The 23,995-nt window shown below is 71.3% G+C and carries 26 protein-coding genes; 13 read left to right on the top strand and 13 right to left on the bottom strand.

Features of this window, described 5'->3' with window-relative positions; translation table 11 throughout:
- Positions 1–46 precede the first annotated feature (46 nt).
- A complete protein-coding gene (locus tag ACWDRB_RS34935; RefSeq protein ID WP_449900953.1) occupies positions 47–955 on the top strand; it encodes an MBL fold metallo-hydrolase in 909 nt (302 codons plus the stop codon).
- Between the two features lie 59 nt (positions 956–1,014).
- On the top strand, positions 1,015–1,845 hold the full coding sequence (locus ACWDRB_RS34930) for a maleylpyruvate isomerase family mycothiol-dependent enzyme (protein ID WP_449900950.1): 831 nt from the start codon (positions 1,015–1,017) through the stop codon (positions 1,843–1,845).
- A 59-nt stretch (positions 1,846–1,904) separates the two neighbouring features.
- Here the strand turns inward: ACWDRB_RS34930 and ACWDRB_RS34925 are convergent, their stop codons facing one another.
- Positions 1,905–2,546: a DUF2238 domain-containing protein gene (locus ACWDRB_RS34925; protein ID WP_449900948.1), complete on the bottom strand. Its 642-nt coding sequence runs from the start codon at positions 2,544–2,546 to the stop codon at positions 1,905–1,907.
- A gap of 131 nt (positions 2,547–2,677) precedes the next feature.
- Here ACWDRB_RS34925 and ACWDRB_RS34920 point away from each other — a divergent pair, with 131 nt between their 5' ends.
- The gene (locus ACWDRB_RS34920; RefSeq protein ID WP_449900945.1) at positions 2,678–3,667 is read left to right on the top strand and encodes a GlxA family transcriptional regulator; all 990 of its coding nucleotides are present in this window, start codon (positions 2,678–2,680) and stop codon (positions 3,665–3,667) included.
- Between the two features lie 6 nt (positions 3,668–3,673).
- On the opposite strand, the gene ACWDRB_RS34915 is transcribed toward ACWDRB_RS34920, so the two are convergent.
- On the bottom strand, positions 3,674–4,387 hold the full coding sequence (locus ACWDRB_RS34915) for an expansin EXLX1 family cellulose-binding protein (RefSeq protein WP_449900943.1): 714 nt from the start codon (positions 4,385–4,387) through the stop codon (positions 3,674–3,676).
- A gap of 148 nt (positions 4,388–4,535) precedes the next feature.
- On the opposite strand from ACWDRB_RS34915, the gene ACWDRB_RS34910 reads away from it, so the two are divergent.
- Complete coding sequence (locus ACWDRB_RS34910; RefSeq protein WP_449900941.1) at positions 4,536–4,904, top strand: hypothetical protein; 369 nt, start codon at positions 4,536–4,538, stop codon at positions 4,902–4,904.
- Here ACWDRB_RS34910 and ACWDRB_RS34905 read toward each other — a convergent pair.
- The 4 genes from ACWDRB_RS34905 to ACWDRB_RS34890 all read right to left on the bottom strand — a co-directional run bounded on the left by ACWDRB_RS34905 (position 4,880) and on the right by ACWDRB_RS34890 (position 9,438).
- On the bottom strand, positions 4,880–7,426 hold the full coding sequence (locus ACWDRB_RS34905) for an ATP-binding protein (protein ID WP_449900939.1): 2,547 nt from the start codon (positions 7,424–7,426) through the stop codon (positions 4,880–4,882). The genes ACWDRB_RS34910 and ACWDRB_RS34905 overlap by 25 nt on opposite strands.
- An 84-nt stretch (positions 7,427–7,510) precedes the next feature.
- Positions 7,511–8,143, bottom strand: coding sequence for a response regulator (locus tag ACWDRB_RS34900; RefSeq protein ID WP_449900937.1), 633 nt, complete (start codon positions 8,141–8,143; stop codon positions 7,511–7,513).
- The gene (locus ACWDRB_RS34895; protein WP_397373443.1) at positions 8,140–9,240 is read right to left on the bottom strand and encodes a sensor histidine kinase; all 1,101 of its coding nucleotides are present in this window, start codon (positions 9,238–9,240) and stop codon (positions 8,140–8,142) included. Before ACWDRB_RS34895 ends, ACWDRB_RS34900 begins: the two co-directional genes overlap by 4 nt.
- A 3-nt stretch (positions 9,241–9,243) precedes the next feature.
- Positions 9,244–9,438: a hypothetical protein gene (locus ACWDRB_RS34890; RefSeq protein ID WP_185079465.1), complete on the bottom strand. Its 195-nt coding sequence runs from the start codon at positions 9,436–9,438 to the stop codon at positions 9,244–9,246.
- A gap of 84 nt (positions 9,439–9,522) precedes the next feature.
- Between ACWDRB_RS34890 and ACWDRB_RS34885 the strand changes: the two genes are divergently transcribed.
- A complete protein-coding gene (locus ACWDRB_RS34885) occupies positions 9,523–10,218 on the top strand; it encodes a class I SAM-dependent methyltransferase (protein WP_449900933.1) in 696 nt (231 codons plus the stop codon).
- An 18-nt stretch (positions 10,219–10,236) separates the two neighbouring features.
- On the opposite strand, the gene ACWDRB_RS34880 is transcribed toward ACWDRB_RS34885, so the two are convergent.
- The gene (locus tag ACWDRB_RS34880; RefSeq protein WP_449900931.1) at positions 10,237–11,394 is read right to left on the bottom strand and encodes an FAD-dependent monooxygenase; all 1,158 of its coding nucleotides are present in this window, start codon (positions 11,392–11,394) and stop codon (positions 10,237–10,239) included.
- 114 nt (positions 11,395–11,508) lie between these two features.
- Between ACWDRB_RS34880 and ACWDRB_RS34875 the strand changes: the two genes are divergently transcribed.
- Positions 11,509–12,210, top strand: a complete 702-nt coding sequence (locus ACWDRB_RS34875; RefSeq protein WP_449900928.1) for a TetR/AcrR family transcriptional regulator — start codon at positions 11,509–11,511, stop codon at positions 12,208–12,210.
- Between the two features lie 16 nt (positions 12,211–12,226).
- Here ACWDRB_RS34875 and ACWDRB_RS34870 read toward each other — a convergent pair whose 3' ends face one another.
- From ACWDRB_RS34870 to ACWDRB_RS34860, 3 genes are all read right to left on the bottom strand, one after another.
- On the bottom strand, positions 12,227–13,063 hold the full coding sequence (locus ACWDRB_RS34870) for a hypothetical protein (protein ID WP_449900926.1): 837 nt from the start codon (positions 13,061–13,063) through the stop codon (positions 12,227–12,229).
- 149 nt (positions 13,064–13,212) lie between these two features.
- Entirely contained in the window at positions 13,213–14,157 is a 945-nt protein-coding gene (locus ACWDRB_RS34865; RefSeq protein WP_449900923.1) for a hypothetical protein, read from the bottom strand.
- Positions 14,158–14,333: 176 nt separating this feature from the next.
- Complete coding sequence (locus ACWDRB_RS34860; RefSeq protein ID WP_449900921.1) at positions 14,334–14,939, bottom strand: TetR/AcrR family transcriptional regulator; 606 nt, start codon at positions 14,937–14,939, stop codon at positions 14,334–14,336.
- An 80-nt stretch (positions 14,940–15,019) separates the two neighbouring features.
- On the opposite strand from ACWDRB_RS34860, the gene ACWDRB_RS34855 reads away from it, so the two are divergent.
- Both ACWDRB_RS34855 and ACWDRB_RS34850 read left to right on the top strand, forming a co-directional pair.
- The gene (locus ACWDRB_RS34855) at positions 15,020–15,970 is read left to right on the top strand and encodes a quinone oxidoreductase family protein (protein ID WP_449900919.1); all 951 of its coding nucleotides are present in this window, start codon (positions 15,020–15,022) and stop codon (positions 15,968–15,970) included.
- Positions 15,971–16,006: 36 nt separating this feature from the next.
- Entirely contained in the window at positions 16,007–16,672 is a 666-nt protein-coding gene (locus tag ACWDRB_RS34850) for an alpha/beta fold hydrolase (protein ID WP_449900917.1), read from the top strand.
- A 293-nt stretch (positions 16,673–16,965) separates the two neighbouring features.
- Here ACWDRB_RS34850 and ACWDRB_RS34845 read toward each other — a convergent pair whose 3' ends face one another.
- Positions 16,966–17,754, bottom strand: coding sequence for an SDR family oxidoreductase (locus tag ACWDRB_RS34845; protein WP_449900915.1), 789 nt, complete (start codon positions 17,752–17,754; stop codon positions 16,966–16,968).
- A gap of 305 nt (positions 17,755–18,059) precedes the next feature.
- On the bottom strand, positions 18,060–18,584 hold the full coding sequence (locus ACWDRB_RS34840) for a hypothetical protein (RefSeq protein ID WP_449900912.1): 525 nt from the start codon (positions 18,582–18,584) through the stop codon (positions 18,060–18,062).
- A gap of 205 nt (positions 18,585–18,789) precedes the next feature.
- Here ACWDRB_RS34840 and ACWDRB_RS34835 point away from each other — a divergent pair, with 205 nt between their 5' ends.
- The 4 genes from ACWDRB_RS34835 (at position 18,790) to ACWDRB_RS34820 (ending at position 22,444) form a co-directional block, all read left to right on the top strand.
- Positions 18,790–20,193 (top strand): sensor histidine kinase, encoded by a 1,404-nt coding sequence (locus ACWDRB_RS34835; RefSeq protein WP_449900909.1) that lies wholly within the window; start codon positions 18,790–18,792, stop codon positions 20,191–20,193.
- Entirely contained in the window at positions 20,190–20,858 is a 669-nt protein-coding gene (locus ACWDRB_RS34830; protein WP_449900907.1) for a response regulator transcription factor, read from the top strand. Before ACWDRB_RS34835 ends, ACWDRB_RS34830 begins: the two co-directional genes overlap by 4 nt.
- Positions 20,859–20,945: 87 nt before the next feature.
- Positions 20,946–21,485, top strand: a complete 540-nt coding sequence (locus ACWDRB_RS34825; protein ID WP_449901017.1) for a DUF4956 domain-containing protein — start codon at positions 20,946–20,948, stop codon at positions 21,483–21,485.
- A gap of 44 nt (positions 21,486–21,529) precedes the next feature.
- The gene (locus ACWDRB_RS34820; protein ID WP_449900905.1) at positions 21,530–22,444 is read left to right on the top strand and encodes a polyphosphate polymerase domain-containing protein; all 915 of its coding nucleotides are present in this window, start codon (positions 21,530–21,532) and stop codon (positions 22,442–22,444) included.
- 188 nt (positions 22,445–22,632) lie between these two features.
- Here the strand turns inward: ACWDRB_RS34820 and ACWDRB_RS34815 are convergent, their stop codons facing one another.
- On the bottom strand, positions 22,633–23,175 hold the full coding sequence (locus ACWDRB_RS34815; RefSeq protein ID WP_449900903.1) for a TIGR03086 family metal-binding protein: 543 nt from the start codon (positions 23,173–23,175) through the stop codon (positions 22,633–22,635).
- Here ACWDRB_RS34815 and ACWDRB_RS34810 point away from each other — a divergent pair.
- Positions 23,141–23,995, top strand: a complete 855-nt coding sequence (locus ACWDRB_RS34810) for a helix-turn-helix domain-containing protein (protein ID WP_363962660.1) — start codon at positions 23,141–23,143, stop codon at positions 23,993–23,995. The genes ACWDRB_RS34815 and ACWDRB_RS34810 overlap by 35 nt on opposite strands.

Below are 23,995 nucleotides of genomic sequence, written 5' to 3'. Positions count from 1 at the left end.
CCTGGATAGGTGGCTTACGGGGGGCTCTGCTCATCAGGAGGTTTCCATGAACGAATTCGCACCTGTGCCGGAGTTCGCGCGAGGACCGGAAATCCCTGATGCCGGCTATCTCGTCACGGAGTTGGGTGGCGGTGCCTACGGCATCACCAGCGGGATGGTGAACACCATGTTCCTGGTGACCAAGAACGGCGTGGTCGTCGTGGACGCCCCGCTGGACCTGGGCGGAAACCTGCCGGCGGGGATCGAGGAGGTCACGCCGAAGCCGATCACTCACCTGATCTACAGTCACGCGCACGCCGACCACATCGGCTCCGCGCACCTGCTGGCCCGCGACGATCTGAAGATCATCGCCCACGACCGTACCGCCGCATTCATCAAGGAGGCGCACGATGACAACCGGCCTCTGCCCAACGAAACCTTCGGCGGAACGAGAAGCGAGCTGGACCTCGACGGAGAGCGGTTCGTCCTCGAGTACAAAGGAGACTGGCACCTGCCGGGCAATCTGTTCATCCACCTTCCGGAACATCGCATCCTGACGGCGATCGACAGCTTCACCGTCAAGAACGCGCCGTTCTTCCGTCTTCTCTTCACTCCTCATGTCCCCACGTATTTCGCCGCGATGGACCTCATGCTCGAATACGACTTCGAAACCGTCGTCTCGGGTCACATGGCCCTCTTCGGCACTCCTGAGGACGTCCAGACGCATCGCGAGTACATCCGCGACCTGCGCACCTCCGCCACCGAGGCGCTGCGCGAGGTGGACCTGAGGGAGGCCGCCGCCGCTGCCGGTGTGCCGGACGACAATCGGCAGGCCCGGCTCAAGGTCTGGATGGACGCGGTCGTCGCACGTGCGGCGGAGCTCATGCCGGCGTCGTGGGACAAGCGCCTCGGCGGGACCGACATCTTCCTCGCCGACAACCTCAGCGTCGTCGCATGGAGCGCCTTCATGGACTGACCGGATGGCGGCTCGAAAACGAGTTCTCCCTGGATGTGGCGGTTCAATAGGGTCACGTCATGACGCTCTTCGGTTCGGTCATCGACGTACGCCCCCTGTTCCCGCGTGAGCGGCAGGCCATGCTGGACCTGCTGCGTGCCCTGGACCCGGCGGACTGGGCCAGACCGACGATCTGCCCAGGGTGGGACGTGCACGACGTGGTCTGTCACGTCCTCAACGACTACATGCGGCGCCTGTCGGGCAGCCGCGACGGGTACGGGGGCGCCGTCTTCGCCGACGACGAGACGCTTCCCGCCTACCTCGCGCGGACCAACGACGAGTTCGTCCGGGCCGGCCGCCAGCTCAGCCCGCAACTGCTGATCGACCTGCTGGAGCACCTGGGGCCGCAGTTGGACGCCCTCTGGGCGGCACGCGACCCGCAGGCGCCCGCCGACCTGAACGTGTCCTGGGCCGCCACGGACCTCGACAGCCCCGCCTGGCTCGACATCGGCCGCGAATACACCGAGTTCTGGGTTCACCAGCAGCAGGTCCGCGACGCGGTTTCCCGGCCCGGAGCCACCCAGCCCGATCTCATGGCGCCGGTGCTGGACCTCTTCGCACGCGCCCTGCCGCACACCCTGAGGACGTACGAACGCCCCGACGGCACAGCGGCTCACCTGGAGGTGCTCGGGCCGGCCGGCGGGCAGTGGAGCGTGGCCTGGCAGGGCGGCCGATGGCAGCCGGGGATGCCCGGCGACCGCCCGGCCGCGCGGGTCTCGATGGACCAGGACACCTTCTGGCGGCTGGCGACCAGGGGAATCAGCGTCGAGGAGGCCCGCGCACGCTCGAACCCGAGCGGCGACCCGGAGCTCACCGCGGCCATGACGACCTTGCTCGCCGTCGTCGCCTGAAATCAGCTACCGCAGCCCGCGACCACTTCCGCACCTGCGACACAGGACCGCTTCACCCGTCACATGCACTGACGCCGGTCGGCGTGCAGGCGCGCGAGCTGCCGGTCGTGCAGGCGGGTGAGGAGCAGGAGGGACGCGACGGCGCCGATGAGGGCGCAGGCCATGTCCCACTGGGTGTCCCACTGGTCGCCCTGGACGGCGAGGAAGGCGTCGGCCGCCGACCCGGCCGCGAGCGCCGACCACCACTCCAGCATCTCGAAGAAGGCACTGAAGGCCAGGCAGACGCAGACGGTCAGCGGGGCCAGCCACGTGCTGCCGCGCAGAGGGGAGGTCCGCACCAGCACCTCACGGACCAGGATCGCGGGCACGAACCCCTGCACCAGATGGCCGACCCGGTCATAAGGGTTGCGCGACAGCGCCAGCACGTCCTGCAGCCAGTGCCCGAACGGAACCCGCGCATAGGTGTAGTGCCCCCCGACGATCAGCACCAGCGCGTGTACGGCCAGCAGGCAGCACAGCAGCGTGGTGAGCGGGAAGCGCCGCCAGAGCACCACCAGGAGCGGCAGGCCGCCGATCACCCAGAAGGTCTCCAGGAGCCAGGTGAGCCGGTCGTAGGGACGCAAACCCGAGACGACCAGAGCGAGGAGCACCACGGCGGCCAGCACCAAGGGCAGCCGCCGGTCGGCGGAAGCAGGAGTCATGCGATCAGCCTCGAAAGCGGTGGGGGTGAGAGAAGCGAGGGGAGCAGGTCATCTTCATCGACCGCCTGATGTCCGGATCCTTGGGACAGGCGTCCTTGCGGACATCCGTCGTGCGCCCACAGACTATCCGTATGACGACGAATCGGTCCGACGAAGTGATCTTCGCCGTGTCCGACGGAGTGTTGCTGCTCGACGTGGCCGGCCCCGTTCAGGTCTTCAACGACGCCGGTGGTTATCGGGTGCGGTTGGCTTCGCCGGACGGGCAGCCCGTTCGCAGCGATGTCGGCATCTCGCTGAGCGTGGACCTCGCGCTGTCGGATCCGGACCTCGACGTGGACACGCTGGTCGTGCCGGGCTATCCGAGGAGGTCGTCAGGGGTTCTCGGGTCCGCGCTGGTCGACAGGCTGCGGGAGCTGGCGCCGCGGGCCCGGCGGGTGGTGTCCGTGTGTACGGGCGCGTTCCTGCTCGCCGAGGCCGGGCTGCTCGACGGGCGGCGGGTCACGACCCATTGGGACGCCTGCGCCGAGTTCGCGGCGCGGTTCCCGGGCGTCACGGTGGAGCCGAACGCCATCTACGTACGCGACGGCTCGATCGTCACGTCAGCGGGTGTCACCGCCGGGATCGACCTCGCGCTGGCGCTCGTCGGGGAGGACCAGGGCGAGGACCGGGCCCGTGCGGTGGCCAAGCACCTCGTCGTGTTCCTGCAGCGTCCCGGCGGGCAGCGCCAGTTCAGCGTCCCGGACGCCGCTCCCGCGCCCCGCAACCCGACCGTACGCCGCGCGCTCGACCTGGTCGCCGCGGACCTGTCCGCTGACCATCGCCTCGCCACGATGGCCGCCGGCCTCGCCGTCAGCGAGCGTCACCTGACCCGCCTGTTCCGCCGCGAGCTGGGGTCGACGCCGGCCCAGTTCGTGGAGCGGCTCCGGGTCGAAGCGGCGCAGGCCCGGCTGGAGTCCGGGGACGCCATCGTGCGGGAGATCGCCAAGGCGTGCGGCTTCGGCTCGCAGGAGACGATGCGCCAGGCGTTCCTGCGGGTGCTCGGTGTGGCGCCGTCGGCGTACCGGAATCGGTTCCGGCTGGCCGGCCACCGGCCCGTGGCGGATCCTCAGACCCAAGGCTGACGGCGTTCAGTACATCTTCGTGGTGGTGTGCTGGACGGCGGAGGGAGCCAGGCGGACGCGGTTGGCGGTGACCCGGTGGCCGCGGGTGTCGGTGACCCGTACGGAGAAGGGGCCCTGGCCCGCGCCGGACTCGGCGATCCAGTAGTTGTAGTCGGCCCTGGCCAGCTTGCGCCACGCGCCGCCGGCGGTCTTCACCTCGACCGAGGTGAGCGGGTTGCCGTGGTTGTTGACCAGCAGGGCCAGCCACCACTGCGACGACCCCTCCTTGACGCGGAAGGAGAGCGGTTTGCCGATCTTCGGGTTGGCGGCCGGCCTGTAGGTGACCCCGACCAGGCCCCTGCCGGGGTCCGCGACGCGGGCGAAGGCCTTGCGGCTGAGGTCGATGTGCCCGGCGGGGCACTCCGGGCACTGGTCGACGACCTTGACCTGCACGGAGCCCTTCGGCCCGGTGACGGTCAGGTAGCCGCCGCAGGCGGCCGCGGCGCGGTACTCGCCGCGGGAGAGCGCGACGTAGAGATCGCCGGCGGGAGGCGACGGATAGGAGCAGTTGCCGCCCCCGGACCGGAGTTCGTAGAAGGTCGCCTTACCGCTGGTCGCTTTCGCCGACGCGCCGGCGGCCGCGGTGCTCTCCTTGCTCCGGCCGGATTGGGCCAGGGCGGAGGCAGGGAGGAGCGAGGTCGCGGCGAGCGCGGCGGCGAGAACAGTGGGTAAGCGGCGCATCCAGGTTTTCCTCTCATATGTGATGGATGCGACAGTAGCGAAATCGGTATATCTCGGTACGGTAAAGCTGCAGATCTTCCGTGATATGTCCGGGAAATAGCCGGTTATTGCCCTGGATGTTCGGGCAGCGGCAATCGACACTCGCGTCATGAAATCGATGACGAAAGCACTGCTCGCCGGGTCGGCGCTGGCCTGCCTGGCGGTGGCGGGCACGACGGGCACGGCGCACGCGGCCATCGGACGGCTGACGTTGATCAGCGGGACCGCCGGCGTCAGTTTCAGCTACACGACCTGCCAGCCGCCCCGGGATCAGCCGGTGGAGCTGTACGAGGTCGACACGTTCGACAACCAGCCGGTTCCCGGCTGCCAGGTCGTGCTCACCGGCCGGACGGGCGCGAGCCAGGTGCTCTGCGTGGGGCGCGGAAGCCTGCCGCCCGAGCTCCGCCAGGTGCTTCGCGTCCGGATGCAGCCGGGCACGGCCCCGCCCTGCGCCTACGGGCCGACGGCGGGCAGCTGATGCGAATCGGCTGACTCCAGGTGGGCGCGGATGCTCTCGGCGTCCACCCCCGTCTCTTCGGTCCGGTCGATGCCGAGGGCGGACATGATGGTCAGGGCCTCGGTCCAGTGGCGCCGGGCGTGATCGGGCCGGCCGAGCGCGTCGTGGGCGTGGGCGAGGCCGTCGTGGGCGCGGGCCTGGTCGCTCGGCTGGTGAAGGTCCGAGGCGAGGTCCAGCGCCTGGCGATGGCAGTCGAGCGCCTGGTCGGACTGGCCGCGGGCATGCTGCAGCCGGCCCATGCCGTGGAGGGCCTCGAACTGCCAGTTGCTGTTGCCGATCTCGCACGCCAGGCGCAGGGCCTGCTCGTAGCAGTCGTACGCCTCCTCGTACCGCCCCTGGAAGCGGTGCAGGTGGCCGAGGCCGTTGAGGCTGTCGAGCTCGCCGAGCCGGTGCCCGGTGGCGCGGGCCAGCCCCAGGGCCCGCGTGAAGTAGTCGGTGGCCGGGCCGTGCGCGCCCTGCCCGAGGTGGATGAAACCGATGCCGAGCAGCGCCCGTAACTCGCCGGTGCGGTGGCCGATCGAGCGGGCGATGACGAGCGCCCGCGCCAGCTCGTCGGCGCTCGTGTCGTACCACCCCATGATCCGGTGGACGTTGCCGGCGGCGATCAACGCGTCCAGCTCACCCGTACGGTGACCGATTGCCCGGGCGATGTCCAGCGCCTGCTCGAAGTGCTCGGCGGCCCGCGCGTACTCTCCCTGGAACCCGCGGACCATGCCGATGCCGTTGAGCGCCCGTAACTCGCCCGCTCGATGACCGATGGCGCAGGCGATGGCCAGGGCGCGGGAGGAATCCTCCAGAGCCGCCTCGTACCGGCACTGCATCTGACGGATCTCGCCGAGCCCGAGGAGGGCCTCCAGCTCGCCCGTACGGTATTCGGCGGCCCGGGCCGCCGACAGCGCCCGCTCCAGGAGCGTCTCGGCCTCGGCATACCGGCCGCGGGTGCGCAGGCACCGGTGCAGGGTGGCCGACAGGTGCCGGACGTGTTCGGAGAAGCCGTGCTCGGCGGCCAGCTGCGCGAGGCTGAGCAGGTTGGACAGCTCGGCCTCGAGCCACGCGGCGGCGTCGGCCACCGCGGGCGGCGCCACCTCGCCCGGCGCGATACGCGGCCGCATGTCCGCCTCGTAGGGATAGAGGAGGTCCATCGCCGCCGAGGCCGCGCGGCTGTAGTGGTTCAGCAGCCGCGCCGAGGCGGCGCGCCGGTCGGACTCGGGCTCTTCTCCGGCGGCCCGTTCGGCGGCGTGTGTCCTGATCAGGTCGTGGAATCGGTAGCGGCAGGGGATCGGCTCCTGCAGCAGGTGGACCTCCAGCAGCCGGTCCAGCAGCGTCGCGGCCCGCTTGACGGTGGTGGCCAGCAGCGCGGCGGCCGCGTCGGGCGCGAGATCCATGCCGGGGTGCAACCCCAGCAGCCGGTACGCCCGCCGCTCGGCGTCCGTGAGCTCCTGGTAGGACAGGTCGAGCGCGGCGGTGACGCTGTGCTGCCCGGCGCGCAGCTCGCTCAGCGGGTGCTGGTGCTCCTCCAGCCGCTGCAACAGGTGCCGCACGCTCCAGGCCGGATGGGCCTTCAGCCGGGCCGCGGCCAGGCGGATGGCCAGCGGTAACAGCCCGCACCGCCGTACCACCGCGGCCAGCACCTCCCGCGGCACCCCCGCGACCCGCTCCTCGCCGGCGGTGCCGGTGAACAGCGCGATCGCGTCCGCGAGCGGCAGCACGTCGACCGACACCGTACGGGCGTCGTCCAGCCCGACCAGCCGCCGCCGGCTCGTCACCAGCACCAGGCAGCCGCCCGCACCCGGCAGCAGGGGCCGCACCTGGGCCTCGTCGGCGGCGTTGTCCAGGACGATCAGCATCTTCCGGTCGGCCAGCACGCTGCGATAGAGCGCGGCCCGGTCGTCGAGGTGCTGCGGAATCGTCTCCCCGGGCACGCCCAGCACCTCCAGCACGCGGGCGAGCGCGTCGGCCGGGTCCGCCGCGGGCATGCCCCGCGTGTAGCCGTGCAGGTCGACGAACAGATCACCGTCGGGAAAGCGCGGAGCCAGCTGGTACGCGGCGTGCACGGCCAGCGCGGTCTTGCCCACCCCCGCCATGCCGTCGATGGCGGTGACCACCACCGTGGCGGCGTCACCGACGTCGTCGAGAACGGCCAGCTCCCGTGCCCGGCCGATGAACGCCGCCGCGTCGGCGGGCAGCTGCCGCGGTGTCGGCCGCGCGCCTTCTGGCAGGCCGTTCGCGGCACGCGTCAGAACGGACACCTCCGCGGCGTCCAGGCCCAGCGCCACGGCCAGCGAGCGCACCGACGCGCTGCGCGGCCGCCGCAGCTCGTCCGCCTCCAACCGGCGAACCGTGCGGACGTTGAGCCCCGCCCGCGCCGCCACCTGCTCCTGGGTCAGCAGCGCCCGCTCACGCCAGCTCCGTAACAACGCGCCCAGGCCCGGCCCCCCGACCGGACGGCCCGCCTCGGCGCCGTCGTGTACTCCTGACGGCATGAACCCATCTCCCCGTGGTCAGCTGTCCGGATCAAGAACGAGCCTATGTCATTCTCCATCGGCCCGCTGGCCCTGGCGCAGGCGCTACAGGAGGCTGTCGCGCGCGTAGGCGGCGGCCTCCGTGCGGTTGCGTACGCCGATCTTGGCGAAGGCGTTGTTGATGTGCGTCTTGACCGTCGTCTCCGCGATGAAGAGCGCCGAGCCGATCTCCGCGTTGCTCATCCCCCGGGCGACGAGCCTCAGCACCTCGACCTCCCGTACGGTCAGCCCGTCGGGACACGCCGAGACCGGCGGCGGCGCGGCACGGGACAGCGCGTCCACCAGCCGGCGGGACACCGCCCCCGAGAACGTCGACTGCCCGGCGGCGGCCGAGCGCAGGGCGGCGGCGATCTCCGCGCGCCCGGCGTCCTTGGTGAGGTAGCCGCAGGCCCCGGCCAGCAGGGCGGAGTCCACGGACCGGTCGTCGTCGTACGTCGTCAGCACCACGACGGCCACCTCCGGATGCGCGCGGGCGATCCGCCGCGTGGCCTCGACGCCGTCCATCACGGGCATGCGCAGGTCCATCAGCACGACGTCGGGGCGCAGCTCGGCCACCAGGCGCAGGGCCTGTTCGCCGTCCCCGGCGTCGCCCACCACGTCCACGTCGTCGACCAGGTCCAGCAGCGCCACCAGGCCCTCGCGCATGAGCTGCTGGTCGTCCACGACCAGGACCTTCATTCCGGCACCTCCGCCCGTACCTCCCACAGGCCCCCCGACGGTCCCGCGCTCAGCGTCCCGCCCGCGAGCGCCAGCCGCTCGCGCATGCCCTGCAGCCCGTGCCCGGATGACGGCGCCGCGGCCGCGTACGGATTGCGCACCACCAGCCGGACGGCGCCCTCACCGTAGCCGATCTCCACCGTGACCGGCTCGCCCGGCGCGTGCTTGGCGGCGTTGGTGAGCGCCTCGCGTGCCGTACGCAGCAGGCAGACCTCCGCCGCCGGGGTGATCGGCCGCCGCGTGCCCGTCGTACGCAGCTCGGCCGGCACCTCGTGGTCCCTGCGGTGCTCGGTGACCAGCAGGCTCAGCGCGTCGGGCAGCGGCGGCACGTCCTCGCGCAGCGCCGCCACCGCCGAACGGGCCTCGACCAGCCCTTCCCTGGCCAGCGCCCGCGCTCTGCGGACGCGCGCCACCGCCCCCTCCACGTCGCCCCGCTCGGTGAGCATGGCCTCGGCGACCTCCAGCTGCACCCCCAGGGCGCCGAGGGAGTGCGCGAGCACGTCGTGCAGCTCCCTGGCGATGCGGGTCCGCTCGTCGAGCGCCATGGCCCTGGCCCGGTCGTGCTGGGCCTGCCGGTACTGGCGCCGCTGCAACGCGAAGAGCACGGTGAGCATCACGACCGTCCCGCGGACCACGATCGCCGATCGCGGCTGCTCCCACCACAGCAGGCTGCCGACCATGAGCACCAGGTCGGTCGCGGTGACCGCGGCGATCGCTGCCATGCTCGGCGTCATGTGCGCCGCGAACAGCAGCAACATCGCGAACACGAACACCGTGGGCGCCGGCTCGACCGACCCCGACACCGACGCCGCGACCGCCGAACCCGCCGCCAGCGCGGCCACGGCCACGCGCGGGAACCGGCCGTCGAGCAGGACGAAGGCGAGCCAGCACGCCATCGACACGCCGAGCGCGGACCACAGCAGCGCGGGGACGCGATCGGGTTCGGCGGCCGCCAGCGACCAGGCGAGGACCAGGCTCAACAGCAGCCTGACCAGGCGCCCCGTCTCGGGGTCGTCGGCCGCCAGGAGCCGTACGACCCGCCCCCACACCTCTCGCATCGCCTAGCGCGAGTCCTTCAAGGTCAGAATCATGTCCACCAAGATAAGCCGGAAGGCCACGAAACCGACGACCACCAGCAGCGCCACGACGACGATCGCGAGCAGGAACTTGCCGTTCATCTTTCCCCCGTTGGCGTCCAGGAGCCGGTGCAGCAGTTCGAGCCAGAGGCTGCCCGGCCGTCCAGAGTGCTTGTCCATGCCTGGGACGGTAGGGACGGGGCGGGGTGGAGCGGCACCTCCGAAGGGTGGAGAGCAGGGTGGAGGCGCTGTCATGATGGGCTGATGCCCCCGGAGACCGCTTACCACGGCGTGCTCGGAGACCAGTTCGCCGAGCATGCCACCACGAGCCCGTACAACGCCTACGTCGACCGGCCCGCGATGCTGGAGCTCGCCGGTGACCTCGCCGGGACGAGGGTTCTCGACGTCGGGTGCGGAGCCGGGCACTACGCGGCCGAGCTGCTGGCCCGCGGGGCCGAGGTGGTCGGTGTCGACGGGAGCGCCACGCTGCTGGGCCACGCGCGGGCGCGGGTGGGGGAGCGGGCCGAGCTCCTTCTGCGCGATCTGGAGGAGCCGCTGGACTTCGCCGACGACGCGTCGTTCGACGGGGCCGTGTGCGCGCTGGTGTATCCCCACGTCACCCGCCGCGCGCAGTTGCTGGGCGAGCTGCGCCGGGTGCTGCGGCCGGGAGGGTGGCTCGTGGTCTCGACCGGCCATCCGACCGCCGACTGGCAGCACTTCGGGGGCTCGTACCACGCCGGCGACTGGGTCGAGCTTCCCGTGGGCGACGGCCCGTTCTCGATCCACTTCCAGCGGATGTCGCTGGAGGTCTTCCTGGGGGAGCTGCTGGCCGCCGGGTTCGTCCTGGAACGGATCGTCGAGCCGCGCCCGGTGGCCGCCCTGCGGGAGATCGACGAGGCCGCCTACGACAAGCTGAACGAGCGGCCGTCCTTCCTCGCCGTCAGGCTCGTACGCCCCTGACCGCGGCCGCGGGGTTCTTCAGACGGCCACCGGGGTGAGCCGGTTGCGGACCCATGAGGCGGCTGCCGCGGTCGGCCAGAACCGGCTCGCCAGGTTGCGTGCGGCGATCCCGGCGCGGGTGGCGGGGACCATCATGGCCGCGGCCGTCGCGACGTTCCCCTGGCGCGGGTCCACCAGGGTGCGGTGCTCGGCCTCGTACCGCGCGAAGGCCGATCGCGGGTCGGCGGGGGTGGCGGCCAGCTCCTCGGCGAGGGTGTAGGCGCCGGCCATGGCCAGGGTGGAACCGTCGCCGAACAGCGACACCGACGAGGCCGCGTCGCCCAGCAGCGCTATACGCCCTTCGGCCCAGGAGTCGAGGCGCACCTGGCTGACGGAGTCGAACCAGAGGTCGTCGGTGGCGCGGACCTGGTCCAGCAGCTCCGGCACGCGCCACCCGTCGCCGGCGTAGGCGTCGGTCAGGATCCGCTTGTGCTGCGCGAGGTCGCGGTGGTTGAAGCCCCGCACCTCCGGGTGACGGAAGATGAAGGCCGCCAGGGCGCGGCCGTGTACGGGGTGGACGGAGGCCAGCCGGCCGGGGGCGTTGTGCAGGACGACGTCCTGCTGGTTGTCGGCCGGGCCGTCGAGCTGCATCGTCGCGACGTAGAGGCCCAGGTGGCGGACGAACGCGGACTCGGGCCCGAAGGCCAGCCGCCGGGTCGTCGAGTGGAGCCCGTCGGCTCCGATGACGAGGTCGAACCGGCGCGGCGCCGCCTTCTCGAAGGTGACGTCCACGCCGTCGCCGTCCTGGCTCAGCGCGGTCATCGTGTCGCCGAACAGGACCTCGGCCGAGTCGCGGCTCGCCTCGTACAGGATGGCCGCCAGGTCGGTACGCGTCACCTCCACCTCCCGGCTGCCGGACGCCTGCCGCAGCGCCCGCATGTTGACCCGCCCGACCTGCCGGCCGGAGGCGTTGACGAAGCTCAGCGCCGTCACCTGCGTGGCCGCCTCGCGCAGCCGCGGCATCACGCCCATGCGGTCGGCCACGGTCACGGCGGGGCCGCGGACGTCCACGGGGTTGCCGCTGGAGCGCAGGCCGGCGGCGCGTTCGACGACGGTGGGCCGGAAGCCGTGCCGCGCCAGCCAGTACGCCAGCGTGGTGCCGCCGATGCCGGCTCCGGAGATCAGGACTGTCTTCATGACTCACTCCTCGGGTTGCCGTGGTTCGACGTGACGATATGACGAGATTTGAAAGTTAGTCAATCGCTAGTTGATGAGTTGACCAGATTTCGCATTTGGTCATATGGTCTGCGGGTGAGCGCCGAACGACTCCGAGACCCGCGGCAGCGAGCCGAGCGGGCCGCACGGATCCTCGACGTGGCGGCGGACCTGCTGCTGCGCCACGGCTACCGGCGGGTGACCATCGACGACGTGGCCGCCGGGGCCGGCATCGGCAAGGGGACCGTCTACCTGCACTGGAAGACCCGGGAGCAGCTGTTCGGCGCGGTCTTCGCGCGCGAGGTGCTCCGGGCGATGGACGAGCTGCGCCAGGCGCTCCGGGAGGATCCGCGGGCATGCCTGCTGCACCGGTTCGCGCGGGCCTACTTCCTGGCCATCGCGAACCGGCCGCTGCTGCTCAGCTTCCTCCTGGCCGATCCCGACCTGGTCGGCAAGCTGACCAGCTCCCCCGACCCGGCCCGCGACGAGCGGCACGGCGCCATGGCCCGCGACTACCTGGGGCTGCTCGCCGAGCACGGCCTGCTCCGCGAGGACATGAGCGTCGATGAGCTCGGGTTCGCCTACCAGGCGACGTTCGAGGGGTTCCTGCGGGCGGGGGGCGCCTCGGACGGCCGGGAGCAGCGGGCGGACCTGCTCGCTCGTACCGTCCGGCGGGCGTTCGAGACCGAGTCCGCGGTCCCCGACGCCACGTTGCGGGACGTCGCCGCGGCCGTGGTCACCTTGCTCGGCGACGTGATCGACGCCGACCGCGCCGAGTCCGGCATCCCCGAGGGGTAGAGCGCCGGCGCGCTGGTCAGGGCTGGGAGATGAGCTGGACGCGGATGCCGTTGTCGTACGGGACCACGATCGTCTGGTCGCGGCCGAGCTTCCACTCCGGATTGACCAGGAACAGCCGGCCGCCGGAGGCGAGCAGGAGCCGGAAGCCGCGGTAGCGGTGCGCGTAGCTCGGGTCCTTGCCGGTGGTCTTCAGCCGGATGTGGGTGATGCCGGGAGGTACGTCCTGCAGCGGCTCCTTCATGTCGAGGATGACCTCGGCGCGTTGGGGCAGGTCGTGCGCGTCCTGCTCGCCCCGGCCGGTGCCGTAGGCCCACGCGACCGTGGTCGAGGCCCAGAACAGGCCGGCGACGGCCAGGCCCAGCACGCTCAGCACGCCGTTCCTGGCCAGGCGGGGTGACATGAGCGGGCGGCCGCGGTTCTTGCCGTGGATGTGGATCCCGTACGCCACCATGGCCGGGCCGGACGCCAGCGCGAGCGGCGTGGCGCCGATGACGACGCTGGTGTCGGCGTCCCCGAGGAAGATGCCGATCATCGCGCGGCCGATCAGGAGCAGTCCGACGAGCGTGAAGCCGGCGGCCAGGAAGGGGTTGACGGTGTCGCCGGGGCGGCGGGCGAGCTGCCAGGAGACGGTGGCGTGGACGGCGATGACCAGCAGCGTGCCCAGGCAGATCAGGGCGGCCGGGACGTACACGACTTCGAGGCCGTCGAGGAGCAGGCTCTGGTTGGACAGGCCGGTCATGTCGAGGGATATGCCGAAGTAGTCGAAGCGGGCGCGGGTTGCCACGTAGCCGAAGTAGATCAGCAGCGCGGTCGCCAGCGTGGTGGGGCCTACGGCCTCGGCGAGTTGCCGCACCCGCGCCGAAACCGCCTCCTGCCCGCTCGCTGCCTCTTGCCCGGGTGCAGTCTCTTGCGCGCTTGCCGTCTCCTGATCGGGTGCCGTCCCCCGCTTGGTCGCCGGCTCCTGTCCGGTTGCGGTTTTGCCCGCGGGCTCGTGCGTGGTGGTCACTCTCCCTCCGGAGCCGTGGTCGTGCCGTCATCCGCCGTATCCGGCCCGTCGTCCTGCGATCCGGAGTCCGAGTCCTCCTGAGAGGTGCCCGAGTCGTCGGTGGAGGTGCCGGTGTCGTCGTCCGGCGACGGCGTCGGGGACTCCTCGGAGGAGGTGCCCGAATCGCCGATGTAGTACGAGAACTGCGGAACGTTGTTGGATGTCTGGCCGGTCACCTCCACCGGCGCCTCCGCCGTCGGCGGCGGGCCGCCCCAGTCGCGGACCTGGTCGCAGGGCGCGTCCTCGACGTTGACGCACAGGTAGCGGAAGCGGACCACCGCCTGGATGACGTACGGGCGGTCAGAGGCGTCGCCCGTGATGATCGCGCCCGCGAGGCACTGCGAACCGGCTCTCAGCTGGACCCCCTGGCACAAGGGGTCGCCGGTGGGGTCGCAGTGGCCGGGGGCCGATCGGGCCGTGGCGCGGCCGGGGCCCGACTGCACGGTGAAGGAGACGGACTCGATCGTCCCGACGGTGGAGGTCTTGTTGATGATGGTGACGCAACCGTCGTCGCCGGGGGAGCCGTCGAGGTGCACGCCGTTCCAGTGGACGCTGCGGCGGTTGTTGCGCGTCCCCGGAGGCGTGGACCTGTCGCCGGTCGGTTGCCCGTCGGCATCCTTGCCCTGACCGGTCGAGCCGTCGGGCGCTCCGGTCGCCGAGCTGTCGTCGTCGGGCGCGCCGCTCGTCGTACCGTCGGCGTCAGGTGCGTCGCTCGCCGAGCCGTCGGCGTCGGGTGCGTCCGCCGAGCCGTCCGGGGCGTCCGCGGTGGCGTTCGTCCCGGTGCCGGCCATCGGCTCCGCGCCGTTGCCGGTGGCGATGCCGGCCAGCCAGGCGATCCCGAGGACCGCCACGAGGCCGAGGATTCCGGCCATGATGAGCATGCGTGCCCGCGATGGCGTCATGGATCCTCCTGGAGTGCGTCGCCGATCCCTCATCAAGCTCCAGAATCGGCTCCTCCGGCTGGGATCGCATGAGTACCCCCTTACTCAAAGCGACGTTCCTCGGAGGGCGGCGTGACGGTCACCGTCTCCAGCCCTCAGGTCGGGTCCCGCTCGGCGCCCGAGGGGATGCCGAGCGCTCAGGTCTGGTCCGGCCCGGCGTCTGAGGTGACGCCGAGCTGGTCGAAGGCCGCGCCGACGCTCGGCCACAGCGCGGCCGGGTCGCCCGCCGCGACCTCGTGGCCGGCCTTGTAGCAGGCCAGCGCCACCTGCGGGGCCAGTGCGGCGGTCTCCGCCGGGGCGCCCTGCTGCCTCAGGAGCTCCCCGGCCAGCTCGACGAGGCGTCGCTGTTTGCGAGCCGCGCGGTCGTCCAGCTCGGGGTTCGCCGCGATCAGCCGTTCGCGCAGGACGTAGCGGTCGGTGTCCCGCGTCGCCCATGCGCAGACCGCCGCCACGGTGTCGCGCAGCAGCGCGAGCGCCTCCGGCAGCGACGGCGGACGCTCGAGCCGCAACTCGCGGTGTCGCCGGGCGACGTTGTCCAGCAGTTCCTCCTCGCCGGCGAAGACGACCTCCTGCTTGTCGCCGAAGTAGCGGAAGAACGTGGTGCGGCCGACCCCGGCCCGGTCGGCGATGTCCGCGACCGTCACGCCGGCGTAGTCGCGTTCGGCGAACAGCTCGTAGGCGGCCGCGACGATCTCGTCACGGGCTCGCTGCTGGTTGCGGGCGCGGAGGGTGGATCGGGGCACCGCCCCAGTCTAGTCGTTCTGTACTTCGATCCATTATGGTACGGAGTACCACTTAGGTACTCCATTCCAAGGAGCTGGACATGCGAGCGGTGCAGATCACCGAGTTCGGCGGGCCCGAGGTCGTGGCCGTGCGAGAGGTGCCCGAGCCCCGGCCGGGAGCCGGTCAGGTTCTCATCGACGTGGCGCGATGCGGGGTGAACTTCGCCGACGCGCTCCTGCGCGAGAACCGCTACATCGCCGCCGTCACGCTGCCGCTGATCCCCGGGATCGAGGTCGTCGGCCGGACCGCGGACGGGCGACGGCTGGCCGCGATGATCTCCGACGGCGGATATGCCGAGAAGGCCGTGGTGGCGGAGGACGGCGCCTTCCCGGTGCCCGACGGGGTGGACGACGTGACCGCCATCGCGCTGCTCGTCCAGGGGCTGACCGCCTGGTGGCTGATCGATCGCACCGCTCGGGTGCAGCCGGGGGAGAGCGTGGTCGTCCACGCGGCGGCGGGCGGCGTCGGCTCGCTGGCCGTACAGCTGGCCAAGCTGCGCGGCGCCCGCGTCATCGCCACGGCCGGCACGCCGGACAAGCGCGAATTCGCACTGTCCCTCGGCGCGGACGCCGCCGTGGACCCCGCGGCGGACGACCTCACCGGGGCGTTGCGGGCGGCGAACCACGGCGAACCCGTCGACGTGGTCCTGGAGATGACGGGCGGCCGCGTCACCGACCAGAGCCTTGCCGCGCTGGCCCCGTTCGGCAGGCTCGCCTACTACGGGATGGCGGGCGGGGTCGAGCCCGCTCCGGTGTCGCCGCGTGACCTGCAGCGCCGTTCGGCCACGGTCAGCGGCTTCTGGCTCATGAACGCCCTCGCGCACCCGGAGGTCCTCGGCAAGGGGTACATGGAGATGTCCGGGCAGGTCGCGGCAGGGGAGCTGCGCGTGGTCCACGGCGGCGACCACCCGATGTCGGAGGTGCGGCGCGTGCACGCGGACCTGCGCGGCCGCCGGACCGTCGGCAAGCTCGTCCTCGACCCGACAAGATAGAACCGATCGGTTCGATCTCTGTTAGTATCCGGACTTGTGGCGATATTTGTCTTGATCCCCGGTATGTGTCATGGCGGCTGGTGCTTCGACGAGCTCGCCGAGCAGTTGCGGAGCCGGGGGCATCGCGCGTACCCGCTGACCCTGACCGGCATCGCCGAGCGCGGCCACCTGCTTACCGGCGGGGTGAACCTCGACACGCACATCCAGGACGTGACCGGCGTCCTGGCCGCCGAGAACCTCACCGAAGCGATCCTGGTCGGCCACAGCTACGGCGGGATGGTGATCACCGGGGCCGCCGACCGCGCGCCCGAGCGGGTGCGCGACCTGGTCTACCTCGACGCCGTCGTGCCCGGCCACGGGGACTCCTGCTGGAGCCTCGTCACCGATCAGGAGCGGCGATGGTACGTGGACGTGGTGGACAGCGGCTACGCGACCCGGCCGCTGCCGTTCTTCGACCCGCGCGCCACGGCCCATCCGATCGCCTCGCTGCTCCAGCCGCTACGGCTCACCGGAGACCTCGCGCACGTGCGCCGCAGGGAGTACGTGTACGCGGCGGAGTGGGAGGGGGAGTCGCCGTTCACGTCCGTCTACGAGCGGCTGCGCCGCGATCCCGCGTGGACTACGCACGCGGTGGCCAGCGCGCACAACCTCATGCGCGACGCGCCGCAGGACCTGCTGGAGATCCTGCTCGACGTCGCCTAGCACGTCCACCGGACCGTCGGCGCGGCCTCGTCGAACGTGCGATGACCAAGCACCCTGTTCGTCCGCTGCTCGAACTCCTCCAACGAAAGCCACCGACCGCCGAACCACCGACCGCCGAACCACCGATGGCCGACCCGCTGACGGCCGACCCCCACAGCCGAATCGCCGAACCGTCGACCGCAGCCGGGCGCTCCATGCGCGATCGGTGCCAGGCATTCGCGACTCGGCAATCCGATGTCGGAGAGTCGAGGTTGGGGAGTCGAGGTTGGGGAGTCGAGATCAGCGGGCCGAGGTCAGGGGGTCGAGGTCAGGGAGTCCACGAAGCGCGACATTCCGGCCAGCCATCGGTCCGGGTTCTCGGCCTTGCGGTGGACGAACTCGGCCACCTCCGGGTGCGGGAAGATGTGGAAGCGCTCGGCTTCGAGGCCCTCGACGACCGCGGTGGCCACGTCCGACGGATCGAGGATGGTGCCCGAGGCGGCCACGGCCCTCGCGGTCAGATGGTCCTCCTCCAGGCCCTGCTCCAGCATGCCGGTACGCACGCCCTGCGGGCACAGGACGCTGATCTTGATGCCCCGCGAGCCGTAGTGGATGGCCACCCACTCGGCGAACGCGATCGCCGCCGCCTTCGTCACCGCGTACGGGGCGTCGCCGGGGCAGCTGATCAGGCCCGCGGCGGAGCAGGTGTTCAGCAGGTAGCCGCCGCCTCGGGCGATCATGGAGGGTACGACGGCGCGGGCGGCGTACACGTGGGCCAGCACGTTCACCGCGTACAGGCGGCTCCACTCCTGGTCGGGGGCGTCCAGGCCGTGGCCGCCGATGATGCCGGCGTTGGAGCAGAACAGGTCGACCGGCCCGAACGGCGTCTCGGCCAGGGCGGCCACCTCCGGCTCCGAGGACACGTCCACGCGCACTGCGGTGGCGCGGTCACCGATCTCCTTGGCCACCGCGACCGCTCCGGCCTCGTCGAGGTCCGCGACGACGACCCCGGCCGCTCCTTCGGCGGCGAACCTGAGCGCCATCGCCCTCCCGATCCCGCCGGCCGCACCCGTGACGACGACGACCTTGTCCCGTACCCGCATCTGCACTCCTTCCGGTCCCGAGCGCGTCCGCCCTGCCGGGCAGGCACTTCCACCGCCTCGCCCTTGCCGGGAACGACTCCGCCCTTGCGTATCTCGACCGCCTCTGGCCGCTTCGGCCGAAGCCCGACCTCCCAGGCAGAATCCACCCTGACTGCCTCCGGTCGGGAACCCCCGCCTGAGAAGGCGAACCCACCCTGAACGCCTCCCGTCGGACCCCCCGCCCGAGAAGAGGCGGTATGGGCGGCGAACCCCAGCAATTAGAGCGTGATTCTACTGCGGCTCAGCGTGATCAGATGAGAGGTTTCTCATCTGGGCTTCAGCGTGGTCTCCTCGAAGGGCGTCAAGGTCAAGGTCATGAAGCATCGGGGAACGTTGGTCCTCTTCGCCTTGGCCGCGGCGATGGCGGGGTTCATGTCGGTGGGGCTGGTGCGCGCGGCCGACAGCGAGCCCGATCTGGGCGAGGCCGTCGTGGTGTCACACACGCCCGCGCTTGGCGAGGCCGGCATGTCGGCCCCCGCGGGGAGCGGCGCCCCCGGGCCGGGCTCCGGCCCGCCGACCCCGGGCGCGAAACCAGGCCTCACCCCGGGCGCGAGACCGGAGCTCACCCCAGGCACGAAACAGGAGCCCACTAAGGGCACGACGCCACCGCCCGCCACGGACACGGCATCACAGCCTGCCGCCGATGCCAGGTCCGGGCCTGCCGCTAATGCCGGATCCCGGCCGGCCGCCGACGTCGGGTCCCAGCCCGCTGCCGGGGTGAGGCCGCAGCCCACCGCAGGCGTGAAACCGAAACCCACCGCGAGCGCCAGACCGAAGGTCGGCACGAGCACCGGCCCGAGACCAGCCAGGGCCACCGGGTCGCGCGACGGCGACGAGGCCGCGGCGCACGGGGCCGCCGTGCGGCCCGCCCCGCGCCAGACCAGGGCCGAGCCGGTCAGACCGCCGGCGCCGAGACCAGGTGGCGGTGACGATGACGACGACGGTGGCGGTGGAGATGACGATGACGGCGACGACTGACCAGGCGATCGAATGCGGGTGAGCGCCCGTGCCCGGATCGTGGGCTGGATGCTCGCCGTCGTCGGCCTCGCCCTCGCGGTCTCGATCTTCGCGACCTGGACCATCCTGCTGGCTCGGCTCGACGACCGTACGAACCTCGAGCTCAGCAACGAGGCGGAGAAGCTGCGCCGGTACGCCGCGACCGCGCGCGACCCGGAGACCGGCCGCACGATCACCGACGTGGGAGAGCTGCTCACGGGATACCTGGCGCTCAACGCGCCTGACAGGTGGGAGACGTTCTTCAGCATCGTCGACGGCAAGGCTCACAAGATCACCGCGATCCCGCCACCCGTACGCCTCGACATCGACGACGCGCTGGTCGCGCGGCTGGCCACGGCCATCAAGCCCGGCGGCGGTGAGATCGAGAGCCCGAAAGGAACGGTCCATTATGCGGTGATCCCGGTGACGGTGAAGCCCGACCCCCGCCCGGGCCACCTCGTCGTGGCGATCCTCTACGATCGCCACCGCGACGAGATCGTGGACGCGGTTCGGGTCCTCGGGCTGTCCGCGCTGGCGGCGCTGGCGTTAGCGGGGGCGGCCGGGTGGTTCGTGGCGGGGCGGGTGCTGGCGCCGGTCCGGCTGATCAGCCAGACGGCCGAGCAGATCAGCGACTCCACCGATCTCACGCGCCGGCTCGACGTGCCGGGCGACGACGACGTGGCCGCGCTGGCCGCGACGTTCAACCACATGCTCGACCGGCTCGAGAACGCCTTCGTCGTGCAGCGGCACTTCATGGACGACGCCGGCCACGAGCTGCGTACGCCGATCACCGTCATCCGCGGCCACCTGGAGCTCATGGGCGACGATCCGCGCGACCGCGCGGAGACGCTCGCCCTGGTCACCGACGAGCTCGACCGGATGAACCGCATCGTCGAAGACCTCCTCACCCTCGCCAGAGCGGAGCAGCCGGGCTTTCTCGACATACACGACGTCGAGGTGGCCGACCTCACGGTCAGCGTCGTCGCCAAGGCCCGAGCGCTCGGCACCCGGCGCTGGCGGGTCGACGAGGTGGCCGAGGCCCGCGTGCCCGCCGACCGCCAGCGGCTCACGCAGGCGCTCATGCAGCTCGTGGCCAACGCCGTCCGCCACACCACCGACGACGACCTGATCGCCGTCGGCTCCGCCGTCCGCGACGGGTGGGTCGAGCTGTGGGTACGCGACAGCGGCCCCGGGGTGGCGCCCGCCGAGCGCGAGCGGATCTTCGGACGGTTCGTGCGCGGCGCGGGCCGCACCGTGACGTACGAAGGCGCCGGTCTGGGCCTGGCCATCGTCAGATCGATCGCGGAGGCCCACGGCGGCAACGTCAAGGTGACGGAGGCCCAGGGCGGCGGAGCCCGTTTCGTCATGTCCATCCCGCTGTGGGAGCTCTGGAGGCTGGGATGAACCGGATACTGATCGCCGAGGACGAGGTCAGGATCGCGTCGTTCGTGGAGAAGGGGCTGCGGGCCAACGGCTTCGTGACCGCCGTGGTGACGGACGGGGTCGCGGCGTACGACCTGGCCTGCGCGGGCGGGTTCGACCTGCTCATCCTGGACATCGGGCTGCCGTTGAGCGACGGGTTCACGGTGTTGCGCAGGCTGCGGCAGTCCAGGGTGGCCATGCCGGTGATCATCTTGACCGCCCGCGACAGCGTGAGCGACACCGTGGCGGGGCTCGAGGGCGGCGCGGACGACTACATCGCCAAGCCGTTCGCCTTCGAGGAGCTCCTGGCGAGGGTGCGGCTGCGGCTGCGCGTGCGCGCCGACCGCACACCGGAGGTGACCGTGCTGCGGGTGTCGGATCTGTCGCTGGATCTGCGTACGCGACGGGCGTACGTCGGGGACCGGGCGGTGGACCTGTCGACCAGGGAGTTCGCGCTGGCGGAGATCTTCTGCCGGCACCCCGACCAGGTCCTGACGCGCGAACAGCTCCTCAGCCACGTGTGGGGCTTCGACTTCGACCCCGGCTCCAACGTGGTGGACGTCTACGTACGCTACCTACGCCGCAAGATCGGCGCCGACCGCATCGAGACCGTCCGTGGCACCGGCTACCGCATGAGAGCCGCCTAATCATCACCTCACTCTCGCCTCACCCCGCCCCGAAAAGCTGTTCTCAGCAGCACCGACGGAGGGAGCGCCGTGACAGCCGGACTGGTAATGGATCTCGCGTCGATCGTCGCCCTGGCCTATGGCCTCTACTACCGGCGACATCATCGACGTGACCTGCTCTTCGCCTACGTGGCACTCAACGTGGGCATCTTCGCGGTGGTCTCGCTCCTGCTCGTCCAGCGCGTCGACGTCGCCGTCGGCTTCGGCCTGTTCGGCGTCCTGTCGATCATCCGCCTCCGCTCCAGCGAGATCACCCAGCAGGAGATCGCCTACTACTTCATCGCCATCGTGCTGGGCCTGGTCAACGGCGTCGCGGGCGCGTGGCCGCTGACCGCCCTGCTGCTGGACGGCGTCCTGCTGGTGGTGATGTACGTCGCCGACCACCCGGCCCTGCTCGGCCGCACCCGCCACCAGGTCATCACCCTGGACGTCGTCCACTCGGACCCGGACCTGCTCCGGGTCGACCTGGAGAGCCGCCTGCGGGCACACGTCCTCCACTACGTGGTCACCCAGATCGACTACGTCCGCGACACAACGGTGGTCGACGTCCGCTACGTGGCCCCTCCCCAACGGGCCGGCGTCCGCTGAACCCCGTGAGCCGGAGTCATGCAGAAGGTGGTGGAGGTGTGGTGATGGGTGAGTTGGACGCGGATGTGCTGCTGGCCGGGATCGCGGCCGAGGTGGCGCCGATCGGGCTCGAGGACGTGCCGGAGCTGATGAGCCGGGTCGATCGCAAATACATCGTGCCGGCCGCCACCATGGCGGCACTCGCGGCCGAGCTGGGAGACCGGTTCGCCGTGCTGCGCATCGGGGCAAGACGCCAGTTCCGCTACACGTCGACCTACTTCGACACGCCTGACCTGCTCACCTTCCACCAGCACCGGCAGGGTCGGCGGCGCAGGTTCAAGCTGCGCACCCGCACCTACCTGGACGGGGGCGGCCGGTGGCTGGAGCTCAAGCTCAACGGCACCCGTGGCAGCACCGACAAGCACCGCATCCCGTACGACGACGCGCCGAGCCGGACGCTCACCCGGGAGGCGTTCGACTTCGTGCGCGACACCCTTCTCGCCGAGCTACACCTCATCGCCCCGGAGACGCTGGGGCCGGTGCTGTCCACCGACTACAAGCGGGTGACCTTCATCGACCCCTCGGGCGCGGCCAGGCTCACCTGCGACACGGGCCTGCTCTGCCACGACGGGCGCTCCAGCGCACCGGCGCGCCGCGACCTGGTGCTGCTGGAGTCGAAGTCCGCCGACGGGAAGGCGCTGGTGGACAAGGTCCTGCGCGGGCTGGGGGTGCGGCCGGTCACCGTGAGCAAGTACTGCCTGGCCGTCGCGGCGCTTCGGAACCTGCCCGCCAACCGCTGGCACCCGGTGCTGCAGCGCTATCTCGTCCATCGTCCCGAATCGGGTGTCCAACGCCTGGTGTCCAGGCGCTCGGCAGGATGCTGGGGCCAGGCGGCCGCACGGGGAGGGAGGTGGACGGCGCCTCGGGGAGCACACGCCGGGGGGAGGAGCAGCGGCCTCGGCATCGGCATCCAGGGGTGATTCGGTGTCCGGGTGTGATTCGGCGGGAGGGGGGTCGCCGTGCTCGGGTTTGGTTCGGCGGGAGGAGGGTCGCCGCGTGCCGGTTCGTTCGGTGAGAGGGGGATCGCCGCGTTCGGATTGGTTCGGCGGGCGGGGGGATCGGTGTGTCTCCCTTCGTTGTGACGGCGGCTCGTCGAGGGTGGTGCGGTTTACGGGGTCCAGGCTGGGTTGCGGCCGATGATGCCGAGGAGGCGGTCGAATTGCGGGGCGCTGTCCGGCACGTCTACCGGTGGGCCGAAGGCGCCGCGTTGCCGGCCCATCTCCGCCATCTGGTCGGTGAAGTGGAGCGCCCGCGAGACGGTCTCAGCGTCCGGCTCGTAGTCCTGGCCGGTGGCTCTGGCCAGGTCCCAGCCGTGTACGACCATGTCGACGAGGTACATGTGGGCCAGCGTGGTCATCGGCAGGCCCATGGCGGGGCTGGTGCCCTCCCACGCCTCGGGGCGGGACCAGGCGGCCAGCGTGCGCTCCGCGCGCTCGGGGAAGTCGCCCGCGTACGGTTCCTGCTCGATTCTCTCCCCCTGGCGGCCCAGCGACTCGAACAGGTCCGCCACCCACTCGAGGTGGTTGATCAGGTCCTTGACGTCGAACTTCGCGCAGGGCGTACGGGAACCGAACTGTTCGGGCCGCACCGCGCGGACCAATCCCGCGGTCCGTTCGGTGGCGCGCGTCATCAGCGGCATCATGTCGTCCATGGCAGCCATGATGCCCCGCCTGACCCAGGCGCGGCTTGTAGAAACGCGACAGCGCGGCTGGGTCGACCCGTACGCGGGGCTCGACGCCTTCGATTTCTTCAGACAGGCGCCATCGGCGGAGATTGCGACGTTTGTGGAGCACTTCTGGGTCGTCACGTGGACCGACCTCGCCGAGCCGTACGAACAGCGCATCGTCTCGCACCCCACCGTGAACATGACGATCACCACGGACTTCCATCAGTTCGCGGGAGTGATCAAGGGCGGGTTCTCGTACACCATGCGGGGCAGCGGCCGCGTGCTCGGCACGCGCTTCCGTCCGGGCGGTTTCCGGCCGTTTCTCGGCGGTCCGGTGTCGCAGTTGACCGACCGTTTCGTGGAGATCGGCGAGATGTACGGCTCGGCGGGCGCCTCGCTGGTCGAGCAGGTTCTGGCCGAGTCCGATGCCCGGGCCGCCATCGGGCTGGTCGAGAGGTTCCTGCTGAGTCTGGGGCCGGAGCGGGATCCGCTGGCCGAAGAGGTCGCGGCACTGGTGGAGATGGCCGAGAACGAGGTCTCCGTGACCAGGGTCGATGAGCTGGCGGCCAGATCGGGGCGGTCGGTGCGTTCGTTGCAGCGGCTGTTCCGGGACTATGTCGGCATCGGCCCCAAGTGGGTGATCCGCCGCTTCCGCCTGCACGAGGCGGCGGAGCGGGTCTACGAAGGGCTGGACCTCGCGACGTTGGCCGTCGAACTCGGCTATACGGACCAGGCTCACTTGACCCGCGACTTCACCGCCGCGGTCGGGATGCCACCCGCGGCCTACGCCCGTCTCAGAGGATAG

This window comes from Nonomuraea sp. NPDC003707 (assembly GCF_053587055.1).
This window is presented reverse-complemented; position numbering and strand designations above follow the sequence as displayed.